An 18,324-nucleotide genomic window follows, 5' to 3' on the forward strand; every position below is an offset into this window, starting at 1 on the left:
AACGATAACACCATCGCTGGTCACGCTGGTGGGGGATCAGGCCTCCGACCTACAACCTCCCCGTCACCTTCTCTGCGGCGGCGATCTCGTCGAGGCGGGCGGCGTCGAACATCCCGGCGACGATGACCGCGGAGCCACCGGCGGCCAGGGGCTCGAGGACGGCCGACTGGAGGGAGGCGGCGTCGTGCCAGCCGGTCGACAGGACGCGGTCGGGGCCACCGGTGGCGGCGACGACGTCGGGGAGGGCGGGGGCGGGGGCGGGGTGGAAGAACTGGTCGCCGTAGAAGCGGACGGTGGGGCCGAAGTCGATGGCTCCGGCGGGGAGTTCGTCACCGGATTCGACGACGCCGCGGCCGAAGGGGTCGTCGGTGACCAGTACGACGTCGACCCCCTCAAGGCTCTGATAGTCGGTGAACTGGGCGGGTGAGGTGAACACCACATCTGTTCCGTCCGCGGCTCCACCGACCCGCCAGTCCACGCCCGCGGCGAGCGCTCCGAGGACGATGGTGGCTGCCTGCCAGCTGACGGGCAGGTCAATGAGGATGGTCGAACCCTCCTCCAGATCGAGTTCCTCGAGCAGCATGTTGCCGACCTTGGACGCCCAGTTGTCCAGCGTCTGGGCGGAGAAGTCGAGGCGGGCGCCGGTGGTTTCGTTGTACACCGTCAACCTCGGGCTGGCGGGATCGGCGGTGAGCAGGTGTGCGAGTAGCTCCATGTCCGCCCATCGTAGGCAGAAACCCGGCTACCAGCAGAGCACCGGCAGGGGGCACACCAGGGGGGACATGCGATCTCGTTCATAGGCCGTGTTCGCGTAGATTGTAAACATTAGGCTCCGCACATAACCCTGCACCGAACCACGTCCCCGACGAGAAAGTTCCGCCCGTGCCCGACCCCGAGTCCGTCCCACGCCGCCTGATCAGCATCGTCATCCCCTGTCTCGATGACGCCGACCTGCTCGACCGGTGCCTCACATCCCTCGCAGCCCAGACCGTCCTGCCGGATGAGGTCATCGTCGTCGACAACGGGTCGACCGATCACACCGCCGAGGTCGCCGAGAAGCACGGCGTCCGGCTGGTGACGGAACCGCGCCGGGGGATCACGTGGGCCACCCGCGCGGGGTTCGACGCCGCGAAGGGTGACGTTCTCACGCGTATCGACGCCGACGTGCACGCCCCCAACGACTACATCGCGAAGCTCCACGCGGCCTGGAACGCCGCGGACGCCTCGCCCGGCCGCCGGGTCGTCGGAGTCACCGGTGTCGCGCGTTTCGAGGTCCCCGGTCGCCGCGGTGACCTGGCCAGCGCCGCCTACCTGGGCGCCTACCGCCGTTCGGTGGGATCGGCGCTGGGGCATCATCCGTTGTTCGGCACGAACTACTCGCTGCGCGCCGACTGGTGGCGCTCCGTCCGGGATGATGTTGACTCCGCCGACACCTTCTCCCACGAGGACATGCAGATCTCCTTCCAGGTGCGCGCCGATGAGACGGTGTGGTTCCAGCCCGACCTCACCCTCGACATGGACGCCCGGCCGCTGTCCGGGGCCCGTCAGATGATCACCCGGTTCCGCCGCGGCATGCACACCATCCTCCGCGGGTGGCGGCATCACCCGCCGCACCGTCGCCTGGCGGCCCGCGGCGTGCTCGGCCCGCGCGTGCAGAAAGCACTGGCACCATGACCGGGAACCTCCAGGCGCGGGTGGACGCCTCGCTCGCCCTGCTCAACGACTACCTCACCGGCACGCGGCGACTCGCCCCGGTGAACTCCCCGCTGGTGGATCACGCGCACGAGGGCATCGCCACGTTCGCGCTCGGCGGCAAGCACCTGCGCTCGACGCTGGTGCACATCTCCGCCGGTGACGTCGACGGTGATGCGCTCCACGCGGCGACCGTGTTCGGTGCGTGCGTGGACCTGCTGCACGGCGCGTTTCTCATCCACGACGACATCATCGACCGCGATGACATCCGCCGGGGTCACCCCACCATCCATGCGGCGGTGCGGGACGCCTACGGTGACGGGCATCTCGGGGCGTCGATAGGCATCACGGCGGGGGACCTGGGGCTCAACGGTGCGGTGCAGATCCTCGTGGACTCCACGCTTGACGACGCCACCCTGCGTGCCGCCCTGCGCATCCTCACCGAGGCTGCGCAGCAGACCATCATCGGTGAGATCCTCGACATCGCGCACGCCGTCGACGGTGATCCCGCGCCCGAGCTCGTGCGGCTGAGCAACGACCTCAAGACCTCCGACTACAGCTTCGGCGCCCCGCTCAAGCTCGGCGCCCTGGCCGCGGGCCGCGACCCGGAGCCGATGGGGCCGATCGCCGTGGAGCTGGGGCGCGCCTACCAGGCGGCCGACGACATCGCCGGCACCGTCGGTGAGTCCGACCAGACCGGCAAGCTCGCCGGTGGGGACGTCCTCCACGGGCGTGCCACGCTGATGACCATGCGGATGGACGGTGAGGAGACTGACCCGCTGCGTCTGACCGAGATCATCGACGACGTGGTCCGGGAAGGCCAGGCCCATCTCGACCTGGCGCGTACCCTCATCACCGATGCCGTCCTCGACGACGGTATCCGCGCCGGGCTGCTGGCCATGACCGACCGGATCGAAGGGATGCTGCGCACCTATGCCTGACACCCACGGTTATCTCCGCCGCTTCGACGACATGTCCGTGACCGCCACGAACAAGGTCATCACCTCCTATTCCACCAGCTTCACCCTGGCCACCCGGCTGCTCGCACCGAGGGTGCGGGCGGACATCCGCAACCTGTACGCGATGGTGCGCATCGCCGACGAGATCGTCGACGGCACCGCCGCGGCCGCCGGCCTGAGCACCGCCGAGTGCGGGGAGCTTCTCGACGCCTACGAGCACGCCGTCCTCGCCGCCCCCGACACCCGCTTCCACGTCGACCCCGTCCTCCACGCCTACGCCGGATCGGCCCGGCGCTGCGGCTTCGACCCCGAGCACGTCCGGGCGTTCTTCACCTCCATGCGCCGCGACCTGCAGCAGTCCACCTACGACCCGAGCTCCTTCGACACCTACGTCTACGGCTCGGCCGAGGTCATCGGCCTGATGTGCCTGTCGGCGTTCCTCGTCGATCACCCCGTCACCGATGCCGAACGGGCCCGCCTGGACCACGGCGCCCGCTCCCTGGGAGCGGCGTTCCAGAAGATCAACTTCCTCCGTGATCTTGCCGAGGACTCCGATGTCCTCGGCCGCAGTTACTTCCCCGGCGTCGAGCCGACCGCCTTCACCGAGGAGGAGAAGGCCGGACTCATCGCCGACATCCGCGTCGATCTCGCCGACGCCGAAGCTGTCATGGGTGCTCTGCCCCTGACCGCCCGGGCCGGCGTGCTCGCCGCCACCTACCTCTTCGCCGAACTTACCGACCGCCTCGAGGCGACCCCGGCCGCCGAGCTGACCACCCGGCGGGTCAGCGTGCCGCGCCGCACCAAGGCCGCCATCCTCGCCCGGGCCGTGACCACCGCACCGCGAATGAAAGCTGGACTGACATGAGCCGAACCACCCATGAGCACGCGACCGGCCAGCGGGCCATCGTCATCGGCGCAGGCGTCGCCGGCCTGGCCACCTCCGCGCTGCTGGCGAAGGAAGGTTACCGGGTGACGGTGATCGAGCGCATCGACACCGTCGGCGGCCGCGCCGGGGACCTCACCGTCGAGGACTTTCCCGGCTTCCGCTGGGACACCGGCCCGTCGTGGTACCTCATGCCCGAGGCCTTCGACCACTTCTTCCGCCTGCTGGGCACATCCTCGGAGGAGCAGCTCGACCTGGTGGACCTCACCCCGGCCTACCGGGTGTTCCCCGAGAAGCACGCGCCGGTCGACGTTCCCAGTGGGCGCGCCGAGGCCGTTGCGTTCTTCGAGTCGATCGAACCCGGCGCCGGCCAGGCCCTCGAGGACTACCTCGACAGCGCCTCCGACGCCTACGACATCGCCCTCGACCGTTTCCTCTACACCACGTTCTCCTCGGTGAAGCCCCTCGTGCACCACGACGTGCGCACCCGCGCCCGCCGCCTGGCCGGCCTGCTCACGGGCTCGCTGCAGGACTTCGTGAACAAACGCTTCCGCGACACCCGCCTGCGCCAGATCCTCACCTACCCTGCGGTGTTCCTCTCCTCCCGCCCGGAGACCACCCCGGCGCTGTACCACCTCATGAGCCACACCGACCTGGTCCAGGGCGTGAAGTACCCCGTCGGCGGCTTCACTTCCGTGGTGCAGGCCTTCCACCGCCTGGCCCTCGAGCAGGGCGTGGAGTTCCGCCTGGACACCGAGGTCACCGCCATCACCACCGATAACGGGAAAGCCACCGGCGTGCGTGTGCGCACCCCGGAAGGGGCGGTCGAGGACATCGCGGCCGACATCGTCGTCTCCGGCGCGGACCTCCACCACACCGAGAACCACCTCCTGCCCGCCGAGCAGCGGACCTACCCGGAGAAGTACTTCGCCAGGCGTGACCCCGGCATCGGCACCGTCCTGGTCATGCTCGGCGTGAAGGGACAGCTGCCGCAGCTGGCCCACCACAACCTCCTGTTCAGCGAGGACTGGTCCACCGACTTCGCCGCCGTCTTCGACGGCCCGCACGACGAGCGCCCCCTGGGTGCCTCCCAGTCGATCTACGTGTCCATGCCGTCTGCCACCGAGGACGGTGTCGCCCCACCGGAGCATGAGAACATCTTCGTCCTCGTGCCCGTCCCGGCGGCCGAGACGCTCGGCCACGGCTCGCTCTTCCGCGGCGAAGGCTCCGCCACCGTCGAGTCCATCGCCGACGCCGCCATCGACCAGATCGCCACCTGGGCCGACATCCCCGATCTTCGCGAGCGCATCGTCGCCCGCCACACCGTCGGCCCCGCCGACTTCGCCGAGCGCTACAACGCCTGGCGCGGCGGCTCCATCGGCCCCGCCCACACCCTCAAACAGTCCGCGTTCTTCCGGGGCAAGAACATCTCCGGGAAGGTGGACAACCTCTACTACGCGGGCGCCACGACCGTCCCCGGCGTCGGCGTCCCCATGTGCCTCATCTCCGCGGAGAACGTGATCAAGCGCCTGCGCGGCGACACCTCCCCGGGCGCCCTGCCGGAGGTGGGCGCATGACCTTCGCGTACCTGACCATCCTCCTGGTCACCATCGGCTGCATGGTGCTGTGTGACTGGCGCTGGAAACTCACCTTCTTCCACGACGCCCGCCGCGCCGGACTCATCAGCGTGTGCATGCTCGCGCTCTTCCTCGCGTGGGACGCGCTCGGCATCATCACCGGCTCCTTCTACCGCGGCGCCTCCGGCTACATGACGGGCATCGAACTCGCCCCCGAGATGCCCCTGGAGGAGCCCATCTTCCTGTTCTTCCTCACCTACCTCACCCTCAACCTCACCTCGGCGGCACGAATGCTGCTTATTAGCGCCCCCTCCTCCCGCACGGTGCGCCCATGACCTACGCCCTCATCAGCATCCCGTTCCTGCTCTTCGCCGCCCTCCTGGCGTACCGGCACCGCAACGCCATGCTCCGCCAGCTCGCCGTCACCGCCATCGTCGCGGTGATCCTGCTCGTGCTCACGATCATCTTCGACAACCTCATGATCTGGGCCGAACTCGTCGGCTACGGCGACGAACAGCGCCTGGGGCTCGACATCGGCCTGGTCCCCATCGAGGACCTCTTCTACCCCCTGGTCGCCGCTCTCATCATTCCCGCCGTGTGGCGGGGGAGAGGGGTGAAGCGATGAGCATGATCCGTGGCATCCTCGCCGCCTCCCGACCCATCAGCTGGGTCAACACCGCCTTCCCCTACGGCCTGGCCTACCTGCTGGCCGGCGGGGGACTGGACTGGCTGTTCTGGGCCGGCGTGCTGTTCTTCCTCATCCCGTACAACATCGCCATGTACGGCATCAACGACGTCTTCGACTACGAGTCCGACATCCGCAACCCCCGCAAGGGTGGCGTCGAAGGTGCCGTCCTGCCGAAGACCATGCACAAGCCGCTGCTGTGGGCGTCCGTGCTCACCACCGTGCCCTTCCTCGTGGCGATGTACGCCGCCGGCACCTGGCAGTCCGCGGTGTGGCTGACCGTGGCGATGGCCGCCGTCGTCGCCTACTCGGCCCCGCCCATGCGCTTCAAGGAACGCCCCGTCCTTGACTCCGTCACCTCATCCGCGCACTTTGTCACCCCCGCACTCGTCGGCGCCACGATCCGGGCAGGGGAGCTGCCCGTGTACTTCTGGCTCGCCGCCGGAGCCTTCTTCCTCTGGGGCATGGCCAGCCACGCCCTCGGCGCGGTGCAGGACGTCAAGGCCGACCGTGAAGGTGGCCTGAGCTCCATCGCGACGGCCCTGGGCGCGCGCCTGGTGACCCGTCTGGCGGCCGGTGCCTACCTCGTCGCCGCCGGGCTGATGTTCGCCATGCCCTCCCCGGCCTGGATCGTCGGCATCGCCGGCCTGGGTTATGTGGCCAACACCCTGCGCTTCTGGAACATCACCGACGACACCTGCGAAGACGTCAACAGCGCATGGCGCGTATTCCTCTGGCTGAACTACCTGGTGGGGGCGATCGTGACCATCTCGCTGGTGTGGGTCTACCTGTAGAGATCCGGATTACCAGCATGATCGTGGTATCCCTCAATACAAGCTACGGGCGGACTAAGATTGACGAAGAACATGCCAGATGAGGAGCCAAGGTGATTGAAACGAGTAGGGGCGAGCTGGCTACCCTTTCGAGGGTCTTCTCGCCTGCGGTCGTCAAGGAACTTGGCAAAAGGGGAAGCTCCCCGCTGCTCGCTAGGCTGCTCTGTGAGTCGTCTATCCCAGACAGACTTCCCGAGAACGCGACCCTGTTTGATGCGTTCGACATGAGCTATTCCCTACTCAAACAGATGGGCAACCGAGATGATTATGTATATCGGTCTGCAATCGTTCAGAAGATTGTACTTGGGAAGCACAGCCTAAAAACTTGTACTCTTCTGCATGAAGTTCGATCCGGGAAGTCCAAAGCAGATCTGGTCGTCCTTAACGGAGTATCTACCGCGTATGAGATTAAGTCTGAAAGAGACTCTCTAAAAAGACTGCCCAGTCAACTTCAAGATTACCGAGAGACCTTTGCTGTAGTTAACGTTGTTACAAATCCTGAGCAGGCAGAAGCTATCCTCTCGATAGCTCCAAGTGATGTCGGCGTCATCGTCCTCTCGTCCCGATTTAGTCTCCGGGTAGTTCGAGAGGCCCAGAATGTGCCCGAACGGACATCTCCTCTGATGATGCTCTCAACGCTAAGAGTAGCTGAAGCTGTGGAAGTGCTGCAGCAGTTGGGGGTATCTTTTCCTGAGGTGCCAAACACCGAACGGTGGGCTACTCTTCGTGAATGCTTCGAACCCTTGAGCCCGATAGAAGTGCAACAAGCATTTACTAAAGTACTTAAAGAGAGTAGATCTAGCGCAGATAGTCAGGATTGGATTCGTGATGTTCCAAAGCCTCTGAGAGCGGCTTTTCTTGAAGCCGGAAAGAATCCCGCTATTAGGAAGAAGCTAATTGAGACTTCAAACGTGAGCATCTCTGATGTGCTCGACTGGCGATAGGAGATTAAATGTACCATCCGTTTTTTAGGGGTAAGCAGTTCGAGCTACTGGCAATACGTGAATCGGCAAAGACCATTGCAAATGCCGGATTTGAACCCATCATCGAACCTGTCAGGGAGAACTTCTCTGGGTTGGGAAGAGCACTAAATGCTCTAGTGGTGGAGAAAGCTGTAGCGAGCGTAGTAGTTAACCCTCGACACGGTGACCACAGAGATGAGGAGGGTTCGGTACTCAAGTATCTAGTAGATAATTTCAAGGCTAACGAATTCGTCTGCCCTGCGATTCTGCTCTCAAGCGAAATGACACTTGAGCAGGCTACTAAACTAGTGGATGAGGCGCTAAAGGGGCTCGCCGCCGAAAAGGCTACTTTAGTGCACGCGGGATTCCTGGAGGGAAACCGTATTGCTACTGAACTTTCCTCAAATAGGTATGATGGTATTGAGTTTACGCATGTTTTCCTTGACATAAAGAACAGTCTTTACTTGCGTGCGTTTAGGGACAAAACCCGCATACTTGTCGTCGATGGTTTCGAGCGGAAAAAGAACGCGGATTACGGCAAGCTCGACCGGTTCTCGGACATTCATGCCACTTACGAAGACTATGAGGCTGACGGGTATGGGGATTTCTTGACGATTGGAGATCACTATTCTGAAGGCGGTGGCCCAGCGTATGCTGTAGCCATTCATTTGACTTTCATTGACCCTGAGCAAGAAGATGCGATGTTTGTGCGTCACTTCGTCTCTGATTCCAATGACACGCCTGTTGACCCTGCTGGAAAATTCCAGCAGGCCCTGGGCAAGTTGGTTGCCGAAGTAAAGGGGTCAGGTACTCCAATAGTAAGAACTGACGCAGTGGAGGAGTTTATTGCCCTTTTTGATCGCCGGCATTTTCCGGGTTTGGGGTACGTTAAAAAGCTGTCGATAAAGCACCATCTCGAAACTCTGGCACTTTACCATGCCGACAAGTAAGAGACGGTGCTGCCCCAGTTGTTTCGGTGACCGGCTCATCGAGGAACAGTACATTGAGCAATGCGATCCCGTATCGGGGACATGTGATTACTGGCTCTTCGCGTTTCGGAGTGCGTAGCTGACCGCGGGGTGGGGTTCGGGGTGGCACAACATGTAGGGGTCCTGGCCGGTACAAGATGAGAGTTACGACGCTTCCATCCAACCGAACCAGGACCCTACTGTGCAGCCTACTACTGGCAACCTCGTTGCCGACACCATCTGCCGTACCGCGGAAATCGGCCTGACGATCACCGGTGCCGCCGACGCCGGAAACATCACCGTCATTGACGCCACACCGGTGGCCGTGAGCAACGCCTGTCCTGAATGTTCCCGACCCGGGAAGCTTCGCGACCACGTCCTTCGCCGTCTCGTCGATCTGCCGGTGGTCGGGTTCCCGACCCGTCTGCACGTCCGCGTGCCCCGCTTCACCTGTACGAATGCCTTCTGTGGCAGGAAGATCTTCCAGGCCACACTCAGCTGCGCCGATGACGGAGCGAAACTCACCCACCGGGTGACCCGCTGGATCCTCCAGCGCCTGGCGATAGACCGGATGAGCGTGTCTGCCACCGCCAAGGCACTGGGCATCGGCTGGGAGCTGGTCAATCAGGTCGCCCTCGAGGCCTGCCGCAAGCTTGTCTACGACAACCCCTCCCACCTGGACGGCGTCCGGATCCTCGGGGTGGATGAGCACGTATGGAAGCACACCCGAAAGCCAGGTCAGCCATCCAGTCTGGTGACCATCCTCGTCGACCTCACACCCCTGGTCGACGGCCGTGGCCCTGCCCGACTGCTGGAGGACCTGACCCCTGTTTGGTAGACACCCGACAACCCGGCTTTCTGCCGGGGAAGAAAGGTAACCTGCCACCATGCCCAGCAAGACCTACACCGAGGAATTCCGCCACGACGCGGTCGCCCTCTACGAGAATTCCCCCGGCGTATCGATCAACGCCCTCGCCACCGAACTCGGCGTCAACCGCAACACCCTCCAGATCTGGGTCCGCAAATACGGCACCGGCGCCCGCACCACCACCAGCACCGAGGCCGCCTCGCAGACCCCGACATCGGTGACCGATGCCGAACGTATCCGCCAGCTGGAACGGGAAAACGCCCGACTGAAGGAAGAGCGCGACATCCTGCGCAAGGCCGCGAAATATTTTGCGGAAGAGACGACCTGGTGATCCGCTTCCAGTTCGTTGACGACGCCAAGAACAGCCATTCGGTCAAGCGGTTATGTGAGGTTCTGAAACTCAACCGGTCCTCGTATTACAAATGGAGAAACACCTCCTCCGCCAGGACACAACGCCTGCTCAGCGACGCGATCCTCGGCGCACGGGTCAAGGCCGTGTTCGCCGCAGAACGCGGCTGCTACGGCTCCAAACGCATCACGGCGCAACTCAACGACGACTCGCCCGGCAGTCCGGTCAATCACAAGAAAGTCGCCCGGATCATGCGCTCGTTGCAACTGGTTGGCTACTCCAAGAAACGCAAGGTCACCACGACTGTCTCGGATGGGAGGAAGCCGGTGTTTCCGGATCTCGTCGGCCGGAGGTTCACCGCCCCGGCACCGAACCAGGTCTACGTCGGCGATATCACGTACCTGCCGATCGCGGACGGGTCGAATATGTACCTGGCCACGGTCATCGACTGTTTCTCCCGCCGGCTGGTCGGCTTCGCGATTGCCGATCACATGCGTTCTTCCCTGGTCCAGGACGCCCTGGTGATGGCCAAGGGCCAGCGCGGAAGTCTCGACGACGCAATTTTTCACTCGGACCATGGCAGTGTCTACACTTCCCATGCGTTCCAGGACACGTGTACGCAGCTGGGGATCCGGCAGTCGATGGGCGCGATCGGCAGCAGCGCTGATAACGCCCTGGCGGAGTCCTTCAACGCCGCGTTGAAGCGTGAGGTCCTCCAGGACGCAAAGACGTTTGCCAATCAGTTGCAGTGCCGGCGAGTTGTTTTCCGCTGGTGTACCCGCTACAACACCACGCGTCGGCATTCCTGGTGCGGGTATCTCGCTCCAGCAGTGTTTGAGGAGCAATGTCCTGTTACGCTGAGATCTGCTTCCTGATCACATCCCCCGTGTCTACTTTCCGGGGGTCGGGCCCGGATATCCGCCCCGGCCGCAGTGCACAGGTGCTGCGCACCTGGCTGCAGGAACGCGACCCTGGCTTCCGGAAGCAGGTGCAGGTGGTGACCATGGACGGCTTCACCGGTTACGCCACCGCAGTCGATGAGGTGTTGCCGCAGGCCACCAAGGTGATGGACCCCTTCCACGTGGTGCATCTGGCAGCCGACAAACTCACCCACTGCCGGCAGCGGCTCCAACGGGAGACCTCCGGGCGGCGTGGGCGCAAGGACGATCCGTTGTACAAGCACCGTCGCACGCTGTTGACCAGGACGAACTACCTCACCGAGCGGCAGAAACAACGCCTCGACCTGCTGTGGGCCACCGACGATGAGTACGTGGCACTCGAGGTCACCTGGATGTTCTACCAGGACATGATTGCGGCTTACGGGCATCCGCAGAAGTCGGAGGGCAAGAAGCTCATGAGCAGGGTGATCAACAGCATTCGTAAGGGCCTACCGAAGGGGCTGGAAGAGCTCGCGCAACTGGGTCGGACATTGTGGCGTCGGCGTGAGGATGTCCTGGCGTACTTCGATATCGGGGCGTCCAACGGTCCGGTCGAGGCGATCAACGGCCGGCTCGAGCACCTACGCGGCATCGCCCTGGGTTTCCGGAACCTCGACCACTACATCTTGCGGTCCCTGATTCACTCTGGGCAGCTGCAGGCCAGGATCAACGCACTCTAAATCGTGAAGAGCCGGTAAATGCGAATACGTCCAATTAACCAACAAGCAATATGCCTCTGTCCTGGTGGTCGATATTGATCTTCCAGGCGATGCCGGTGGACACCCGGTGAGCTTGAATAATCAGGTCAAGGAGAAGTTCTCCCAGCTCATTGCCCATTACCTAGGACCTGCCTGGGTAGGGATCAACCCGGTGAACGGTAAATGCCAGGCCATTTGGCTGATTGATCCGGTCTATGCCGATGCCAGTGGGCAATCTAGGGCGATGACGCTACTGGCAGCAGCGACCCATGACCTGGGACAATGGTTAGGTCATGACAGTCATTTTTCCCATCGTTTCAGCCGGTCACCGTTTTATACCGGCGATTCCCCCACTGCCTATCGGTGGTATCGCCAGCATCACCGTGTGTACCGGTTGGCTAATCTCTTATCAGGGGTGCGTGCGATGACCGGTCAGGAGTCCTATGCCAAGCCTCGTCAGCAGTTTTCCAGCGGCCGTGAGCTCATCATGGCGGTTAAGGCCAGGCGGGAGGAAGCAGAACGCTTCAAAGCACTGTCGAAGGATGTGGAAGCAGAGCTCGCCGGCCACTTGGATCAGTACGACCCGGAGCTGATCCAGGGGGTGCGGGTGTTGTGGATCCGTGAGGGCCGGGCAGCGCGTGATGAGACCGCGTTTCGCCATGCCTTAAAGACTGGGCACCGCCTTCGTCAGGCTGGTCAGCGTATGACCGATGCCGCGATCATCGATGCCTACGAGCACGCCTACACCGTGGCCCAGGAGGTTGGTGCTGATGGGCGCAAGGCTGAGTTGCCGCCGATGAAGGGCCCGACCCCCGGAAAGTAGACACGGGGGATGTGATCAGGAAGCAGATCTCAGCGTAACAGGACATTGCTCTTCAAACACTGCTGGAGCGAGATACCCGCACCAGGAATGCCGACGCGTGGTGTTGTAGCGGGTACACCAGCGGAAAACATCTCGCCGGCACTGCAACTGATTGGCAAACGTCTTCGCGTCCTGGAGGACCTCACGCTTCAACGCGGCGTTGAAGGACTCCGCCAGGGCATTATCAGCGCTGCTGCCGATCGCGCCCATCGACTGCCGGATCCCCAGCGTTCTGCACGTCTCCTGGAACGCATGGGAAGTGTAGACACTGCCATGGTCCGAGTGAAAAATTGCGTCGTCGAGACTTCCGCGCTGACCCTTGGCCATCACCAGGGCGTCCTGGACCAGGGAAGTACGCATGTGATCGGCGATCGCGAAGCCGGCCAGCCGGCGGGAGAAACAGTCGATGACGGTGGCGAGGTACATATTCGACCCGTCCGCGATCGGCAGGTACGTGATATCGCCGACGTAGACCTGGTTTGGTGCCGGGGCGGTGAATTTCCTCCCCACCAGGTCCGGAAACACCGGCTTCCTCCCATCCGAGACAGTCGTGGTGACCTTGCGCTTCTTCGAGTAGCCAACCAGCTGCAACGAGCGCATGATCCGGGCGACTTTCTTGTGATTGACCGGGCTGCCGGGCGAGTCGTCGTTGAGTTGCGCCGTGATGCGTTTGGAGCCGTAGCAGCCGCGTTCTGCGGCGAACACGGCCTTGACCCGTGCGCCGAGGATCGCGTCGCTGAGCAGGCGTTGTGTCCTGGCGGAGGAGGTGTTTCTCCATTTGTAGTACGAGGACCGGTTGAGTTTCAGAACCTCACATAACCGCTTGACCGAATGGCTGTTCTTGGCGTCGTCAACGAACTGGAAGCGGATCACCAGGTCGTCTCTTCCGCAAAATATTTCGCGGCCTTGCGCAGAATATCGCGTTCCTCCCGGAGTCTGCGTACTTCTCGTTCCAGCTGGCGGATGCGTTCCGCTTCGGTCACCACGGTCGGTGTGTCAGAGCTGGAGGAAGAATCCGAGCTGCTGGTGCGGGCTCCGGTGCCGTATTTGCGGACCCAGATCTGGAGGGTGTTGCGGTTGACGCCGAGTTCGGCGGCGAGGGCGTTGATCGATACGCCGGGGGAATTCTCGTAGAGGGCGACCGCGTCGCGGCGGAACTCCTCGGTGTAGGTCTTGATCGGCATGGTGGCAGGTTACCTTTCCTCCCCGGCAGAAAGCCGGGTTGTCGGGTGTCTACCAAACAGGGGTCAGGTCCGAAAGACCGCCAGACGATGGCCAGGCGAGTACGTGGCTATGTCACGACGTCTAAAGGCGAGGGATATGGCAGTTCAACAGCTACGGGGCGTGCGACGAGTGCGGAGCGTAAGGCGTTGGCCACGATGGGTAGGCGGGGCGGGAAGAAAGCTGCAGAACGCTGGAAAGACCCCAATAGCGACTACGCCAATGATCTGCGAAAGAAACTCCACGCTGCAAATATGAACAGGCAGCGACAAGGAAACGCGAGTCGAGGTCGGATTCTTGCGTTCGTAACAGACGTGCTCGCTCAAACAGGAACGATGCCTACTCATAAAGAAATCATGGCTGAGACAGAACTATCAAAAAGATCCGTTGCCTATCATCTGGCTGCGCTTAGAAAAGCCGGGCTCATCTCGGATTAAAAGGGTGCAACGCCATAAGCAATATACGGTTCCCCTGCCGGTAGGCAGGAAGGTTACCTATCTCAAGGTTTCTAGAACTGGTTGCCTACTGGTGATTGAGATGAGTTAAGACGCATACTTCACCGGTAATTGCTTCGGCTAGTAGCTCCACCTGTTGGGGAGATACCGGTGGAGTCAGCTGCTCCAGGAGCGTTGCCGCGATCAACTCCAGATCACCGGTTAGAACATCATTGCTTGTCTGTAGCATCCACATACGGGTCTGCTGCACGATCAGGTGACAACCGAGCAGCCTAATCAGATGGTTGGGCTGGAAGGATGTACACCGTGACCAAGCCCTATCCCAAAGAGTTCCGCGATGACGTTGTCCGTGTCGCACGGAATCGTGAGCCCGGTGTCGAGCTCTCCCAGATCGCCAAGGACTTCGGGGTCCACTTCACTACCCTGTACTCGTGGCTGAAGAAGGCTGACCTCGAGGACGGTGAAGTGTTGGGCTCGACTCAGGTTCAGTCGGCTGAACTGCGCGACGCCAAGAAGAGGATCCGTCTCTTGGAGCAGGAGAACGAGGTCCTCCGCCGTGCCGCGGCGTATCTCTCGCAGGCCAATCTGCCGGGAAAATGATGTACCCGCTCGTTCGTGAGTTGGCCGTGGACGGTGTCCCCGTCACGGTGACGTGGCCGGCTGCGTGGTCCACACCGACCGCGGGTCTCAGTTCCGTAGCCGGAAATTCGTGCGCGCTCTGGGCATTCACGACATGACCGGATCCATGGGCCGCGTCGGTGCGTGCGGGGACAACGCAGCCATGGAGAGCTTCTTCGCACTCCTGCAGAAGAACGTCCTCGACCGCCGCGCATGGGCCAGCCGAGAAGAGCTCCGGATCGCCATCGTTACCTGGATCGAGAGGACCTACCACCGACGCCGCAGACAGGACCGCCTAGGCCGCTTGACCCCGATCGAGTTCGAGACAATCATGACCACACCAGCCGATCAGGCTGCGTGACTAACCACTGTCACCTGATCGTGCAGCAGACCCGACCGTGGGCAGGCTCCTGTTCAATGTTCTGGCCATGGTTGCCGAATTCGAGGCAGACTTGATCCGAGCACGAACCCGTGAGGGGATGGCTGTCGCTAAAGCAAAGGGGAAGTTGCGCGGAAAGCAGCCCAAGCTCTCCAAGAAGCAAGAGGCACATTTGGTTTCCGTTCACCAGGCAGGAACGCACACGACTGTTGAAATTGCCGAGCTTTTCGGCGTAGCCCGATCCACCGTCTACCGCGCCATCAAACGCGCCGGTGAGGCCGCCACTTAGATCCACAAAATTCCACCGCCCATGACGGAATCAAAACCAGAACGTCCTTAGCGTGAATTTCCGTAGAGATCTTCCCCAGCCCCCTCATCGATTGGGTATCAAAGCCCGGTTGATTTCGAGAATGCATACCATCAGGCAGATGTCACTGTCCTGGAAAATGTTGCTTAACTAACTGTCCACGATTTGCGGGTAACCCCACCTGCAAGACGTCGATGGTGGGCAAGCTGTAGTGATCATGGTTTTGAATGACATTGAGCGTGGCCTGATTAAAGCCCTGATCGCGGTACCAGTCGGAGCCCTTACGTGCCGCGCTCAGCGCATCAAAACCGTCAATAGAAGTAGATCCATCGTCGCGTTCACCAACCACCCAATACAGTGGGGTATTGGCAAGATAATCTTGATTGAACTTCTTATTCACCCACGTCGGGGCGCCGCCACCGGCCATCATAACTGCGCCGCCGGTGACCAAATTCGGGCTGTTATGAAGCATGGAATAGCTCAAGAACTCCGCGCCGCCAGAATAGCCAGACCACCAGATCCGATTGCGGTCAATATTGAAGTCATTAACCACCTTGGCGGTGAGTTCATCCAACCATCGCTGGTTGGTATTCATGTCCTGCCACCAGGTGTCATTTTCGGTATCCGGAGTCCGCGGCACAACAGTAATCATGTTGTGCTCAGCAGCCAGCGCTGCCGCGCACGTAGCAAATCCTTGGGGCGAGTCATATTCACCGCCGCCATCACCATGCAAGTGAATGAGCACGCCGACGGGTTTATCCGCATCAATTCCGTGATTGAACACGTGATAGGAAGATTCGGTTCCGCGGGAATCCTTAAACATCTGATCCATCAAGGTGTCTTCCGTGATGGTATCTAAGGCCGGTGCGACAATCTTTTTCGTCTCCGGGCCGGATGACATCTCAAAAGCAGCGTCTTGCCACTCGAAACAATCCGCCCGTGCACCGGCAAACCTGACTGCCACCAAACTGATGACAATCAGGCAAAAAATGACTACAACTACGATAGCCAGAAGTGCGATCAATCGGTTGGTCCGTTTACGCTGACCTGCTCCGATGACTCGACGAGCTCCCGGCGTGACGCTCTGGATTCTAATAATGCGTCACCTCCCTTAGAAATCTTGGCAACGAGCCATTCTAAAGGTCCCTGGCGCGTGAAGCGCGTCCAAACATAAGCGAGGGTAACCCCGAAAGCGAGCTGAGTTATGAAATGCAGCATCGATGATTCGGAGGTTGTGTTGTAAGTCACATACAGCTGGTGGCCGACATAAAGGGTCAGTGTCATGGAACCAACCAACGCAAGTGGGGAGATCTGGTGCGGGATGAAGCGGCACAGCAATAGACACAGGCCCAATACGAAGACGGCCACGCCAGCGGAGTGAAGTATAGACAAAGCAGTGTTCGCGTGCGGAGCCATGAGCAGACCCCACGCCCAAGTGTTGGTTGGCAGGTAATCAAATTCAGCACCAAAGACAATGAACTGTTCCACTTCGTCGGTGCTCAACTGTGGCTCTGCTGCAACCATTGCTTCCCAACCGCCAGCGAACCAAATACCAACGTAGGAGATGATCCACGTACCCAACGCCGTGACGAATCCGAAGAACGGCAAGTATGCCTGGGTAGCCATAAGCTTGAGCTGCAAGCGGCCAATAATCATGCCCACCAGGATGTAGAAGAACCACGTTGCCACCGGGTAAGCACCTGTAATTAGCAGAGTGCTGATGGATTCCAGCGGCGTTTGAATCAAGTCTTGAAAGGTCACATTACCCAGCTGCTCAGAGATCACTGTTGTGATTGAACACAAAGACGAAAATTGGCATGACGGTGATGGTGATACCAGCGGATACCACAAGCCAGCGCAAGCGCATGCCAATGAAGAAGACTGCAACTAAGAACAACAGGCCGTAGAACGGCAAGATGTTGAATACCACGGGGCCAAATACTTGGTTGATCGTGACACCAAGCAAGAAGATCAGCAGCGAGCGGATGAACAAACGCTTGCGAGCAATACGCAGCTTCAGGCCCGAGGCACGATTTTGTCCGCCAGAAATGAACGCAAGTCCGACGCCTGCGAGGGTGGCAAACAGCGCCGCAGCGTTACCAGCAGTGAGCCAAAAAGCGACGCTCATTGTGCCATCGGGATCTTTCGATGGCAGCGTGTGCACCGCAACCATGCCAATGAGTGCAACGCCGCGTGCGACGTCTAAGCCAGTAATGCGCGAGTGCTTGAGCTGCTTTTGATCACCAGGCTTCGGATCCTGCGAGCTTGGATCAAGGTAGACAGGATCGCCATGATCGTAGCGACCAGTCCAGACTTTACGGGCTCCGGAACGCCCCGGCACCGGACGGGCTGAAGCGATGTTCGTAGAAACAGCATCCGTTGAGGTCGTGCTGTCCATAGTTGCAAAATCAGGGTCAGGACGTTTGGAGGTAGTGGGTCGATGTGTCATGCCATCCTCGCTCTATTTGGATTTCGAAGCGGACACCAGCGTCTGCTGTGTGTTGTCTGCTTCATCTGCCACTACTGAATCGGAAGCGGCATTGTGATTTAAGGTTTGTGCGTCACCGTGGTTTTCATCGTGGACGCTGTCGCGTGGGAATCCGGCGCTGGATACTGGAATGTACTGCGCGGGATTGCCCTGCCAGCAGGTATCTGCCGGCACAATCTCATGGCGTTGAATAAGCGAGCCCGGACCGATGGTGGCGCGCTGGCCAATTGAACTGCCTGGAAGAGTGAAGCTGTTTGGTCCAAGAGTGGCGGAGTCTTCCAATGTCACTGGCTCCATAGACATCACGCGGTCCTGGAACAGGTGAGTCTGAACTACGGTGCCGCGGTTGACGCTCGCACCGTTTTCAAGCGTTACTAAGTCAAACTCTGGCAGCCACCAGGTCTCACACCAGACGTTCTTGCCAATCCGAACGCCGAGGAGTCGATTCCACAGGTTGAAGATTGGAGAACCAAGGCTCATTCGGATAATGCCCGGGATGGCGAGTGATTCCACGAAGACGTCAATGAGCTCACCACGCCAGACAAAGCTGGAGAACAGCGGGCGATCTTGAACGCGGAAACG

At 61.0% G+C, this 18,324-nt stretch carries 17 protein-coding genes and 4 pseudogenes; 16 read left to right on the plus strand and 5 right to left on the minus strand.

Going from position 1 to position 18,324, the window contains the following annotated elements; translation table 11 throughout:
- Positions 1-49: 49 nt before the first annotated feature.
- The gene (locus QP029_RS06825; RefSeq protein WP_284876050.1) at positions 50-715 is read right to left on the minus strand and encodes a TIGR03089 family protein; all 666 of its coding nucleotides are present in this window, start codon (positions 713-715) and stop codon (positions 50-52) included.
- Between the two features lie 167 nt (positions 716-882).
- Here QP029_RS06825 and QP029_RS06830 point away from each other — a divergent pair, with 167 nt between their 5' ends.
- From QP029_RS06830 to QP029_RS06890, 13 genes and pseudogenes are all read left to right on the plus strand, one after another.
- Entirely contained in the window at positions 883-1,674 is a 792-nt protein-coding gene (locus QP029_RS06830) for a glycosyltransferase family 2 protein (RefSeq protein ID WP_284876051.1), read from the plus strand.
- A complete protein-coding gene (locus QP029_RS06835) occupies positions 1,671-2,633 on the plus strand; it encodes a polyprenyl synthetase family protein (RefSeq protein ID WP_284876052.1) in 963 nt (320 codons plus the stop codon). Before QP029_RS06830 ends, QP029_RS06835 begins: the two co-directional genes overlap by 4 nt.
- Positions 2,626-3,516 carry a phytoene/squalene synthase family protein gene (locus QP029_RS06840; RefSeq protein WP_284876053.1) on the plus strand — a complete coding sequence of 297 codons (891 nt, stop codon included), beginning with the start codon at positions 2,626-2,628 and terminating at the stop codon, positions 3,514-3,516. The genes QP029_RS06835 and QP029_RS06840 overlap by 8 nt, the downstream gene beginning before the upstream one ends.
- Positions 3,513-5,111: a phytoene desaturase gene (locus tag QP029_RS06845; protein WP_284876054.1), complete on the plus strand. Its 1,599-nt coding sequence runs from the start codon at positions 3,513-3,515 to the stop codon at positions 5,109-5,111. Before QP029_RS06840 ends, QP029_RS06845 begins: the two co-directional genes overlap by 4 nt.
- Positions 5,108-5,446 (plus strand): lycopene cyclase domain-containing protein, encoded by a 339-nt coding sequence (locus QP029_RS06850; protein ID WP_284876055.1) that lies wholly within the window; start codon positions 5,108-5,110, stop codon positions 5,444-5,446. The genes QP029_RS06845 and QP029_RS06850 overlap by 4 nt, the downstream gene beginning before the upstream one ends.
- Positions 5,443-5,736, plus strand: a complete 294-nt coding sequence (locus tag QP029_RS06855; RefSeq protein WP_284876056.1) for a lycopene cyclase domain-containing protein — start codon at positions 5,443-5,445, stop codon at positions 5,734-5,736. Before QP029_RS06850 ends, QP029_RS06855 begins: the two co-directional genes overlap by 4 nt.
- Positions 5,733-6,590 carry a prenyltransferase gene (locus QP029_RS06860; RefSeq protein ID WP_284876057.1) on the plus strand — a complete coding sequence of 286 codons (858 nt, stop codon included), beginning with the start codon at positions 5,733-5,735 and terminating at the stop codon, positions 6,588-6,590. The genes QP029_RS06855 and QP029_RS06860 overlap by 4 nt, the downstream gene beginning before the upstream one ends.
- Before the next feature lie 92 nt (positions 6,591-6,682).
- Entirely contained in the window at positions 6,683-7,573 is an 891-nt protein-coding gene (locus tag QP029_RS06865; protein ID WP_284876058.1) for a sce7726 family protein, read from the plus strand.
- Between the two features lie 8 nt (positions 7,574-7,581).
- Entirely contained in the window at positions 7,582-8,541 is a 960-nt protein-coding gene (locus tag QP029_RS06870; RefSeq protein WP_284876059.1) for a sce7725 family protein, read from the plus strand.
- A 220-nt stretch (positions 8,542-8,761) separates the two neighbouring features.
- A pseudogene (locus QP029_RS06875) lies at positions 8,762-9,376 on the plus strand (transposase family protein); the annotation flags it as partial.
- Between the two features lie 70 nt (positions 9,377-9,446).
- A protein-coding gene (locus QP029_RS06880) for an IS3 family transposase (protein ID WP_284874050.1) occupies positions 9,447-10,651 on the plus strand; the annotation gives its coding sequence in 2 pieces (ribosomal slippage) (positions 9,447-9,744 and positions 9,744-10,651; 1,206 coding nt in all).
- Between the two features lie 38 nt (positions 10,652-10,689).
- Positions 10,690-11,394: pseudogene (locus tag QP029_RS06885) on the plus strand (ISL3 family transposase); the annotation flags it as partial.
- 64 nt (positions 11,395-11,458) lie between these two features.
- Positions 11,459-12,235 (plus strand): replication initiation protein, encoded by a 777-nt coding sequence (locus QP029_RS06890; RefSeq protein WP_284876060.1) that lies wholly within the window; start codon positions 11,459-11,461, stop codon positions 12,233-12,235.
- Positions 12,236-12,250: 15 nt separating this feature from the next.
- On the opposite strand, the gene QP029_RS06895 is transcribed toward QP029_RS06890, so the two are convergent.
- A protein-coding gene (locus QP029_RS06895; protein ID WP_284874951.1) for an IS3 family transposase occupies positions 12,251-13,458 on the minus strand; the annotation gives its coding sequence in 2 pieces (ribosomal slippage) (positions 12,251-13,158 and positions 13,158-13,458; 1,209 coding nt in all).
- A 372-nt stretch (positions 13,459-13,830) separates the two neighbouring features.
- Here QP029_RS06895 and QP029_RS06900 point away from each other — a divergent pair.
- From QP029_RS06900 to QP029_RS06910, 3 genes and pseudogenes are all read left to right on the plus strand, one after another.
- Positions 13,831-13,932 carry an ArsR family transcriptional regulator gene (locus tag QP029_RS06900; protein WP_284876178.1) on the plus strand — a complete coding sequence of 34 codons (102 nt, stop codon included), beginning with the start codon at positions 13,831-13,833 and terminating at the stop codon, positions 13,930-13,932.
- A gap of 324 nt (positions 13,933-14,256) precedes the next feature.
- A pseudogene (locus QP029_RS06905) lies at positions 14,257-14,929 on the plus strand (transposase).
- Between the two features lie 28 nt (positions 14,930-14,957).
- Positions 14,958-15,236 (plus strand): annotated as a pseudogene (locus tag QP029_RS06910) (recombinase family protein); the annotation flags it as partial.
- A 142-nt stretch (positions 15,237-15,378) separates the two neighbouring features.
- Here QP029_RS06910 and QP029_RS06915 read toward each other — a convergent pair.
- From QP029_RS06915 to QP029_RS06925, 3 genes are read right to left on the minus strand one after another with little or no spacing between them, the layout of a single operon-like run.
- Positions 15,379-16,278: an alpha/beta hydrolase family protein gene (locus tag QP029_RS06915; protein ID WP_284876061.1), complete on the minus strand. Its 900-nt coding sequence runs from the start codon at positions 16,276-16,278 to the stop codon at positions 15,379-15,381.
- On the minus strand, positions 16,275-17,039 hold the full coding sequence (locus QP029_RS06920) for a DUF418 domain-containing protein (protein ID WP_284876062.1): 765 nt from the start codon (positions 17,037-17,039) through the stop codon (positions 16,275-16,277). Before QP029_RS06920 ends, QP029_RS06915 begins: the two co-directional genes overlap by 4 nt.
- Positions 17,029-17,652: a heparan-alpha-glucosaminide N-acetyltransferase domain-containing protein gene (locus tag QP029_RS06925; RefSeq protein ID WP_284876063.1), complete on the minus strand. Its 624-nt coding sequence runs from the start codon at positions 17,650-17,652 to the stop codon at positions 17,029-17,031. Before QP029_RS06925 ends, QP029_RS06920 begins: the two co-directional genes overlap by 11 nt.
- Positions 17,653-18,324: the final 672 nt, after the last annotated feature.

Origin of the sequence: Corynebacterium suedekumii, from assembly GCF_030252185.1 — a bacterium.
GTDB classification, from domain to species: domain Bacteria; phylum Actinomycetota; class Actinomycetes; order Mycobacteriales; family Mycobacteriaceae; genus Corynebacterium; species Corynebacterium suedekumii.